Origin of the sequence: Streptomyces sp. NPDC014734 (assembly GCF_043083325.1) — a bacterium.
GTDB lineage: Bacteria > Actinomycetota > Actinomycetes > Streptomycetales > Streptomycetaceae > Streptomyces.
In genome coordinates, this window is sequence record NZ_JBIBYN010000006.1 from 339901 (window position 1) to 348461 (window position 8561).

8 protein-coding genes are annotated in these 8561 nt (G+C 72.8%); 5 read left to right on the forward strand and 3 right to left on the reverse strand.

The window, feature by feature from the left end; all coding sequences use genetic code 11:
• Positions 1-42 precede the first annotated feature (42 nt).
• Complete coding sequence (locus ACF1CT_RS13550) at positions 43-687, forward strand: TetR/AcrR family transcriptional regulator C-terminal domain-containing protein (RefSeq protein WP_391783955.1); 645 nt, start codon at positions 43-45, stop codon at positions 685-687.
• A 95-nt stretch (positions 688-782) separates the two neighbouring features.
• Here ACF1CT_RS13550 and ACF1CT_RS13555 read toward each other — a convergent pair whose 3' ends face one another.
• The 3 genes from ACF1CT_RS13555 to ACF1CT_RS13565 are packed head-to-tail and all read right to left on the reverse strand — an operon-like array spanning position 783 to position 3559.
• Positions 783-1121, reverse strand: coding sequence for a class I SAM-dependent methyltransferase (locus ACF1CT_RS13555; protein WP_391783956.1), 339 nt, complete (start codon positions 1119-1121; stop codon positions 783-785).
• A gap of 39 nt (positions 1122-1160) precedes the next feature.
• On the reverse strand, positions 1161-2582 hold the full coding sequence (locus tag ACF1CT_RS13560; RefSeq protein WP_391783957.1) for a polysialyltransferase family glycosyltransferase: 1422 nt from the start codon (positions 2580-2582) through the stop codon (positions 1161-1163).
• Positions 2582-3559, reverse strand: coding sequence for a glycosyltransferase family 2 protein (locus ACF1CT_RS13565; RefSeq protein ID WP_391783958.1), 978 nt, complete (start codon positions 3557-3559; stop codon positions 2582-2584). Before ACF1CT_RS13565 ends, ACF1CT_RS13560 begins: the two co-directional genes overlap by 1 nt.
• A 209-nt stretch (positions 3560-3768) precedes the next feature.
• On the opposite strand from ACF1CT_RS13565, the gene ACF1CT_RS13570 reads away from it, so the two are divergent.
• The 4 genes from ACF1CT_RS13570 (at position 3769) to ACF1CT_RS13585 (ending at position 8535) form a co-directional block, all read left to right on the forward strand.
• Positions 3769-5118 (forward strand): DUF6716 putative glycosyltransferase, encoded by a 1350-nt coding sequence (locus ACF1CT_RS13570; protein ID WP_391783959.1) that lies wholly within the window; start codon positions 3769-3771, stop codon positions 5116-5118.
• Between the two features lie 86 nt (positions 5119-5204).
• Positions 5205-6452, forward strand: a complete 1248-nt coding sequence (locus ACF1CT_RS13575; RefSeq protein WP_391783960.1) for a cytidylyltransferase domain-containing protein — start codon at positions 5205-5207, stop codon at positions 6450-6452.
• Between the two features lie 83 nt (positions 6453-6535).
• A complete protein-coding gene (locus ACF1CT_RS13580) occupies positions 6536-7468 on the forward strand; it encodes an N-acetylneuraminate synthase family protein (RefSeq protein ID WP_391783961.1) in 933 nt (310 codons plus the stop codon).
• An 11-nt stretch (positions 7469-7479) separates the two neighbouring features.
• Positions 7480-8535, forward strand: coding sequence for a hypothetical protein (locus ACF1CT_RS13585; RefSeq protein ID WP_391783962.1), 1056 nt, complete (start codon positions 7480-7482; stop codon positions 8533-8535).
• The last annotated feature ends 26 nt before the right edge of the window (positions 8536-8561 follow it).

Genomic DNA, 8561 nt, shown 5'->3' on the forward strand with positions numbered 1-8561 from the left:
TGTTAAATTGTCAAGACGGGCACACCGCATACATTTGGCCGGGTGGGCACAGCGAAGATCGACCGGGCACGGGTCGCCGACACCGGGCTGCGGCTCCTGAACGAGGTGGGGCTCGACGGCCTCACCCTCCGTGCCATCGCCCGGGAACTGGACGTCAAGGCGCCCGCGCTCTACTGGCACTTCAAGGACAAGCAGGCGCTCCTCGACGAGATGGCCACGGTGATGTACCGCCGGATGCTCGCCGAGGGCCTGCCGGGGCCCACCCCGGAGGGCTGGCAGGACCAGCTCGTCGCGTACAACACCGGGCTGCGCGCCGCGCTGCTGCGCTACCGCGACGGGGCGAGGGTCTACAGCGGCGCCCGGTTCACCGGCACCGACCACGCGGACGGGCTGGAGGCCCATCTGCGCACGATGGTCGACGCCGGTTTCGAGCTGTGGCAGGCGGTCCGGGCGGGCACCACCGCGTACGCCTTCACCATGGGTTTCGTCACGGAGGAGCAGGGCGTGCGGCCGATGCCGGACGAGCGGCGGGACGGCTTCGACATCGGCGAGCGCGCGCGGCGCCTGGCCGCGTACCCGCTGGCCGCGGCGGCCGGTGACGAGATCTTCGCCCGCTACGACGAGCGTTTCGAGGACGGGTTGCGACTGATCGTCGCGGGCATCGAGGCGCGGTACGGGGGGCGCTGAGGGCCTGGCGGTGCCGACCCGGCCCGCCCCCGGTCACGGCGTCCGGCTGCCCGAAGGGGGGTGCTCATGCCGCCCGGCCGCCCGCAAGGGTCTCGTCACGCCGCCCGCAGAAAGGCCGATGTCGACACCCGGCCCAGCATCCGCAGCCGTGACGAACCGTCCGCCGGATGCTTGTCCAGTGCCTCCCGGACGCCCGGCCAGGACGCGTCGCCGTAGTCGTCGAGTACCACGATCGCGCCGGGGGCGGCGATCCGTTCCACCCAGTCGAGGTCGGCGGCCACCCCCTCCATGGCGTGGTCGCCGTCCACGACGACCACGCCGTACGCGCGGTCGGAGACCGCTTCCCGCACGTCGGGGTCGGAGGAGAAGCCCTGCCGGATCCGGACATCGCGTGCCGAACCCGCCCCGCAGAGGGACAGGTTGGCCCCGACCACGTCCTCGCGGACCGGGGTGCCCGTCGGGTCGGCGGGCTCTCAGCCCGCCGCCGCCCGTTTCAGGGTGCGGGCCCTGCGGGCGATCCGGCGGACCGTCGCGTTGCGCGGGATGAACCCGAGCTGTGCGGGTGCGCCGCCGGGCAGCCCCAGCACGGTCAGCCGGCGCCGCTTGAAGTAGCGCCGGAGGTCGTCCCGGTGCCGGGCGAGATAGCGCTCGGCGACCGGGCGCAGGTCGGCCCGGATCTGCGGCTGCATCGCGTACCCGACCGTGCTCACCAGGCCGCTCGGCCCGCCCCGGACCGCTTCCGCGTCGGGCAGTGACCAGCCGGTGACCGCGGAACGGTCCTCCAGGTCGGGCAGCAGTGCGTCGACGATCGTCAGCGGGATGCGGTTGCTGTTCTGGTACGGGGCGAGCCGTTCCAGCAGCGGGCCGGTGCCGACCCGGGCGACCGGGAGGCCGTAGAACGAGGCGGCGGTCAGCAGCGCGGTGGAGAAGCAGCCGACCACCAGGGCCGGTCGCAGGGTGGCGAACAGCGTCTCGGCGAGGACGGGAGTGTCCAGGACGGTGAGTTCCGCGCCGAGCCGTTCCGCCTCCTGCTCCAGCGACCGCGCCCACTGGGCGGGTGCGCTGGGGTGCGGTTTGAAGACGACCCGGGTGTGGCCGAGGGCGACGGCGCCGCGCACCATCCGGGCGTGCAGCTCCTCCTCCTGCCGGGGGGTGAGGATGCCGAGCGTGGAGAGGTACTGGCCGAGCAGCAGCGCCGGGGCGGGCGCGTCGGGCCCGTCGGTGCCGGTGCCGGTGCCGGTGGTGGTGGGACGGGGGACGTCCGTCGGCTCCGTGAGCTCGTCCAGCACCTTCAGGAAGACGTCCGTCGGCACGACCTCCGACTCGACCCCGAACTCGGTGAGCAGCAGCGGGCGCAGGCCCGGCACCAGGTCGAGGTGGAGCAGCCGCCGGATGCGGGTGCCGAGCACCTGGTCGAGCTTGTTGCGGGTCGGGCCGTAACTCATCAGCCCGTCGGCGTAGACGTGCACCGGGCTGTCGCCGAAGATCACCGCGAGGGCCTGGGCGGGGTTGGCCTGGATGGACTCGCAGGCGATCTCGACCGGCTCGTCGTCGCGGAGATTCCACTCCCGGCGCACGGCCCGTTCCCACAGCGAGGCGTCCTGCTCGCGGGGTGACCAGCCCGCCGGGTGGAACGGCCGGATGAATTCGTTCCAGGAACGCACCGTGTCGAATTCGGACGCCAGTTTTTCGAATCCGGGCCGGTGGTGCATCGGTGTTCCCAGTTCGGGCGCGGGAGACGTGTCGCTGACGACGAGAATGCGCCGGTGCTCGGAGCGCGGGCCGAACTGCCCGGCGCGCAGGGCCGCGACGAGTGTGGCGGCGGCATACTGCGTGCACGCGGAGAAGATCTGCGTGGTGGACCGGCCGACCGGTGCGGTGTACGTGCCGGACATCAGGCCGCGACCTCCCGGGAGACGGAACGGCGGCGCACCCGGCGCAGCCGGTCCGCGCGGCGGTCGCCCAGCGAATTCAGTGTGTCCGCGAGAATGTCCTGGGGCATGCGCCGCAGAGAAGCGGCACTCATGGAGCGCAATTTCCGTGCCACTGCCGGTTCGAACCTTTCGATGGATTCCAGGTGGTGCGCCATCACCGCGCAATAGGTGCGCACGGCCTTCGGCAGCAGCCGGTCCGCCTCCGGATCCCGCGCCGTCTCTTCGAGGACCTGGTCGAAGGCCCGGATGAAATCGAGCTGCCGCACGTCGCCGATCTGGGTGAGCGAGGACGCCACCCCGCGCCGGTAGAAGACGCCCGGCAGCCCGACCACCGCGAAGGACTCCGCCTCGCGGTGCAGGCGCCAGATCCAGGGCCGGTCCTCGGCCGTGCGCAGCCCGTCCCGGAAGCGGAGCAGCCCCGACTCCACGAGCCGGCGGTGATAGGCCCCGGCCCAGGCGTACGCGTAGTCCACCGGGGTCGACCGGTCCGACGGCAGGATCACGTCGCGCGGTCGCAGCACCGTGTCACGCAGACCGTGCGGGACCTGGTGGACGGTGCGCACCCGGTCGGTGAACTGCACATGGTCCGTGCGGACGAAATCGCAGCCCAGCCCCGCGATGGCGGCCAGCAGGCGTTCGAAGTGGCCGGGAACCACCCAGTCGTCGCCGTCGAGGAAGGTGAGGTATTCGCCGCGCGCCGCGTCGATCCCGGTGTTGCGCGCGGTGGCCAGGCCCCCGTTCTTCTCGTGCCTGATCACGACGGCGCCCGGGATCTCACGTTCGGCACGCAGCAGGATCTCCAGGGTCCCGTCGGTCGAGCAGTCGTCGACGAGAATGAATTCGAAATCATTTCGGGCATTGGCCCGCAGACTTCGCAAGGTATCGGGGGCATATGCCCGCACGTTGTAGAACGGCACGATGACGGAGAGCTTAACCACGCGCCACACGCTAGGCGGAGGCCCGGCATTTGCCTTGGCCCCGGAAAGGACGACAGGTGAACGAAGAATGTCGAATTGGTGAACCGGATCGATTGTCTGTTCCGTGCGGAGCGTTTGTGCAGGTGATTCGCCGATCGTCGTCGGGCTGTTAACCAGCTGTTGCCATCGCGTTGGGCCGCGAATCGAAATGCCTTCCTAAGTTCTGGGGCGTGCCCCCACGTACCGATAAGACGACCGCCCTCCGGGTAGCCGTGCTCGCCGACTCCGACACCCGGTGGAAGTGGGGCGCGCTCACCGCGCGCCGCCTCACCGCCGAGGGCTCCGGTGCTCCGGCGCGGCGTGTCGAGATCAGCGGACTGCTGCTGCGCGGCCGGGCCACCCCGACCCCGCGCCAGCTCGCCGAGGTGGGCGACGTCGGCATCGGCTCCGACCGGGTGCGCGAGGTGACGGCCGTCGAATTCCTGCGCACGGTGCGGGAGGAGCGGTACGACGTCGTCGTCCTCGCCCTCGTCGGGGGAGCCGTCCAGGCGATGCTGCACGGCCTCGCCGCGCTGGGGCTGCCGGACCGGCCGGTCGTCGTCACCGGCTACGTCGGCGTCGTCTACGAGAAGCTCGCCGACGGGCTGCTGCTGCGGCACGGCGCGGACGTCGTCCTCGCCAACTCCCGCCACGACGCGGAGCGTTTCCGCGCCGTGTACGAGGGAGTCGGCGCCGACGCCTCGGCCGTCACGGAGGCCGCCCTGCCGTTCCTCGGGGGCGAGCCGTACCGTCCGCGGGAGGGCCGCGACACCGTCGTCTTCGCCGCCCAGCCCTCCGTACCGGCCACCCGCGCCGAGCGCACGTACCTGCTGCGCAGGCTCGTCGAGCACGCCCGGCTGCATCCGGACCGCGAGGTGCTGCTGAAACTGCGGTCCAGGCCCGGCGAGCACACCACGCACATCGAGGAACTTCCCTACCAGCGGCTCGTGGAGCGCGTCCCCGGCGGGCCCCCGCCCAACTTCCGTCTGGTGTACGGGCACATGGGCGAGGTCCTGGACCGCGCCGACCTGCTCGTCACCGTCTCCTCGACGGCCGCCCTGGAAGCGTTGCACCGGCGCGTGGCGACCGCGGTCCTCACCGACCTCGGGGTCCGTGAGGCCCTCGGCAACCACCACTTCATCGGCTCCGGGCTGCTCACCTCCTGGGACCACCTGGACGGCGGCCACCGCCCGGAGCCCGACGCCACGTGGCTGGCGGGCCAGGGCGTCGCCGCCGACGGCACGTACGCCACCGCCTACGACACCGCCCGCGCCCGGGTGGAGACCCTGCTCGCCGCCTCCCGGCTGCCCGGCCTCGCCCCGTACTACAACCCCGCCACCGCACCCGGATACCTCCCCGGCATCCTCGCCCGCCACCACCTTGCCCCCGACGGCCACCCGCTGCCGGGCGCCGACCGCCCGCGCGAGACCGGCCGGGTGCGCGGCGCGGTGCGCGACGCGGTACGGGAGGCGGCGCGGGGCGCGTACCGGCAGGGCGTCCAGCGGGTCGCCCCCGTCATCCGCCGGATGGGCGAGCTGTGATGCGCGCGACCGGCACCCCCGCCCCCGTCCCCGCCGCGCCCGGGACCGTCGAGCGGTCCACCGTGTCCACCCCCTCAGGAGCAGAGATGACCCCGACCCCGACCGTGCTCGCCGTGATCCCCGCCCGCGGCGGTTCCAAGGGCGTTCCGGCCAAGAACCTCGCCCAGGTCGGCGGCGTACCCCTGATCGCCCGCGCGGTGCGCGCCTGCCTGGCCTCCCGCGAGGTCACGGACGTCGTGGTGACGACCGACGACGAGGCCATCGCGGACGCCGCCCGCGCGGCCGGTGACACCTTCGGCGCCCCGGAGCGGCTGCACCTCGTGCGGCGCCCCGCCGCCATCGCCGGGGACAGCTCCAGCAGCGAGGACGCGGTGCTGCACGCCCTGGACGCGTACGAGGCGACGCACGACCGGAAGGCCGACGTGGTCCTGCTCGTCCAGTGCACCAGCCCGTTCGTCGCCCGGGAGGACATCGACGGCGTGGCCGCCGCGGTCGCCCGCGACGGCGCCGACACTGCCGTCACGGTCGCCCCCTTCCACGGCTTCCTCTGGCGCGACGGCAGCGCGATCGAGGAGGACAACTACGGCGTCAACCACGACAAGTCCGTCCGGCAGATGCGGCAGGACCGCCCCGAGGACCTGCTGGAGACCGGCACCGCGTACGCCATGGACGTCGACGGCTTCCGCACCCACCGCCACCGCTTCTTCGGCAGCACCGCCCTGGTGCGCACCGACCCGGCGCGGGTCCTGGAGGTCGACGACCCGCACGACCTGGCCCGTGCCCGCGCGCTCGCGCCGCTGCTCGACCCGGCGCCGCTGCCCACGCTCGCCGACATCGACGCGGTCGTCCTCGACTTCGACGGCACCCAGACCGACGACCGGGTCCTCATCGACGCCGACGGCCGCGAGATCGTCGCCGTCCACCGCGGCGACGGCCTCGGCATCGCCGCCCTGCGCAGGGCCGGGCTGCCGCTGCTGATCCTCTCCACGGAACAGAACCCGGTCGTCGCGGCCCGCGCCCACAAGCTCCGCATCCCGGTCCTGCACGGCATCGACCGCAAGGACCTGGCACTGAAGCAGTGGTGCGACGAACAGTCCGTGGCTCCCGACCGTGTCCTCTACGTGGGCAACGACGTCAACGACCTGCCGTGCTTCGCACTCGCCGGCTGGCCGGTCGCGGTCGCGAGCGCCCACGACTCGGTGCGTGCCGCGGCGCGGGCCGTCACGACCACACCCGGCGGCTTCGGCGCGATCCGCGAGATCGCCGCCTGGCTGCTCGGGCCCACCCTCACCACCCCCGCGCACCCCATCCGCTCCACCGAGTCCACCGAGTGACCCCGGGGCCCCCACCCCACCACCCCGTGACACCACACCCCGATCCACCCCGCGACATCCCCCGAACCGAAGGAACACACCCCATGAGCACCTCCCGCCTGCGCACCCTCGGCACCCGCACCGCCGGCCCCGGCCGCCCCGTCTACATCACCGGCGAGATCGGCATCAACCACAACGGCGACCTCGACAAGGCCCTCGCCCTGATCGACGTGGCAGCCGAGGCGGGCTGCGACGCCGTGAAGTTCCAGAAGCGCACCCCGGAGATCTGCACCCCGCGCGACCAGTGGGACATCGAGCGCGACACCCCCTGGGGCCGGATGACCTACATCGACTACCGCCACCGCGTCGAGTTCGGCGAGGACGAGTACCGGACCATCTCCGAGCACTGCGCCCGGCGCGGCATCGACTGGTTCGCCTCCCCGTGGGACACCGAGGCCGTCGCGTTCCTGGAGAAGTTCGACGTCCCCGCCCACAAGGTGGCCTCCGCCTCCCTCACCGACGACGAACTCCTGCGCGCTCTGCGGGCCACCGGCCGCACCGTCATCCTCTCCACCGGCATGTCGACCCCGAAGCAGATCCGCCACGCGGTCGAGGTCCTGGGCTCGGACAACATCCTTCTCTGCCACGCCACTTCGACCTACCCGGCCAAGGCGGAGGAGTTGAACCTGCGGGTCATCAACACCCTCCAGCAGGAGTACCCCAACGTCCCGATCGGCTACAGCGGCCACGAGACCGGCCTCCAGACCACCCTCGCCGCCGTCGCCCTCGGCGCCGCCTTCGTCGAGCGCCACATCACCCTGGACCGCGCCATGTGGGGCTCCGACCAGGCAGCCTCCGTCGAGCCGCAGGGCCTCACCCGCCTCGTCCGCGACATCCGCACCATCGAGGCCTCGCTCGGCGACGGCGTCAAGAAGGTGTACGCGTCCGAGCTCGGTCCCATGAAGAAGCTCCGCCGTGTCGCGGGCGTCGTCGCCGAGAACGAGGCGGCCCCGGCCGCCGAGCCGGTCGCGGTCTGACGGGCCGACCGGTGAACCTCGCCTTCGTCGAGAGCCCGGTCCAGCTCCTGAACGTCCTGGAGTGGGCCTACGCAGAGGGAGGGGGCGACCACGTCCTCGGCGACGTCACGGTCGTCGTCCTCCCTCCGGTCGACCCGATGTCGCGCGGCCAGCTGCGCCGGACGGCGGAGCTGGCCCGCGACGAGGGCATGCACATCCGCTGGCAGGAGGCGCGCGGCGGCGCGAGCGCGCCCCTGAAGACCCTGCGCTCGCTGGCCGGACTGCTGCGCACCGCGGACCGGATCGTCATCGGCGACCCGTTCTCCCGCTACGTCCAGCTCCTGCTGACCCTGGTCAGCGCCCGCCACCTCACCGTGGTCGACGACGGCACCGCCACCATGGAGTTCACCGCCCAACTGGCGCGCGGCGAACGCCTGGTGCGCTGGCACCGCAAGGGCCGCACCGGCCCTCGCGAACTGGCACTGTCTCCGGTCACGGCCCGCGCCCGCAGCCGCTTCACGCCCTCCGCGGCCCGCACCGTCGAGGTCTTCACGGCCATGCCGGTCGAGGCCCCGCCCGGCGTCGCCATCGCCCCCAACACCTTCGCCTGGACCCGTTCCCGCTTCGGGCCGCCGCGGCTCACCAAGGGGGCCGACCTGGTGGGCACCTCCCTCGTCGAGACGGGCGTGGTCGACCGGGACCGCTACCTGGAGGCCGTCGCCGCCCTGGCCCGCACCCACCACGCCACCCGCTACTTCGCCCACCGCCGCGAGTCCACCGACAAGCTGCACGCCCTGGAGGCCGCCACCGGTCTGGAGATCGTCCGCCCCGACCTCCCCCTCGAACTCATCGCCCGCCGCGGCCCCATCGGCCGCACCGTCCTGAGCTTCCCCTCCACGGTCGTGCACACCCTGCCGCTGGCCCTGACCGGCACCGAGGTCCGGGTCGCCGTCTGCGACATAGACCCGCGATGGCTCCGCGACACCGCCTCCCCCCGCGCCCAGGGCTTCCTGACCGGGGTCACGGAGACCGCCCGCGACGTACAACGCCTGGCGCCCTGGCGCGCGACGGCGGTCACCGAGGCGTGACGAGCCGGGGAGCAGGAGGGGGCGGG

Excerpts from the sequence above, each read along its gene's own strand:
- ACF1CT_RS13560 (WP_391783957.1), bottom strand. The coding sequence starts at position 2,582 with ATGTCCGGCACGTACACCGCACCGGTCGGCCGGTCCACCACGCAGATC.
- ACF1CT_RS13575 (WP_391783960.1), top strand. The coding sequence starts at position 5,205 with ATGACCCCGACCCCGACCGTGCTCGCCGTGATCCCCGCCCGCGGCGGT.
- ACF1CT_RS13580 (WP_391783961.1), top strand. The coding sequence starts at position 6,536 with ATGAGCACCTCCCGCCTGCGCACCCTCGGCACCCGCACCGCCGGCCCC.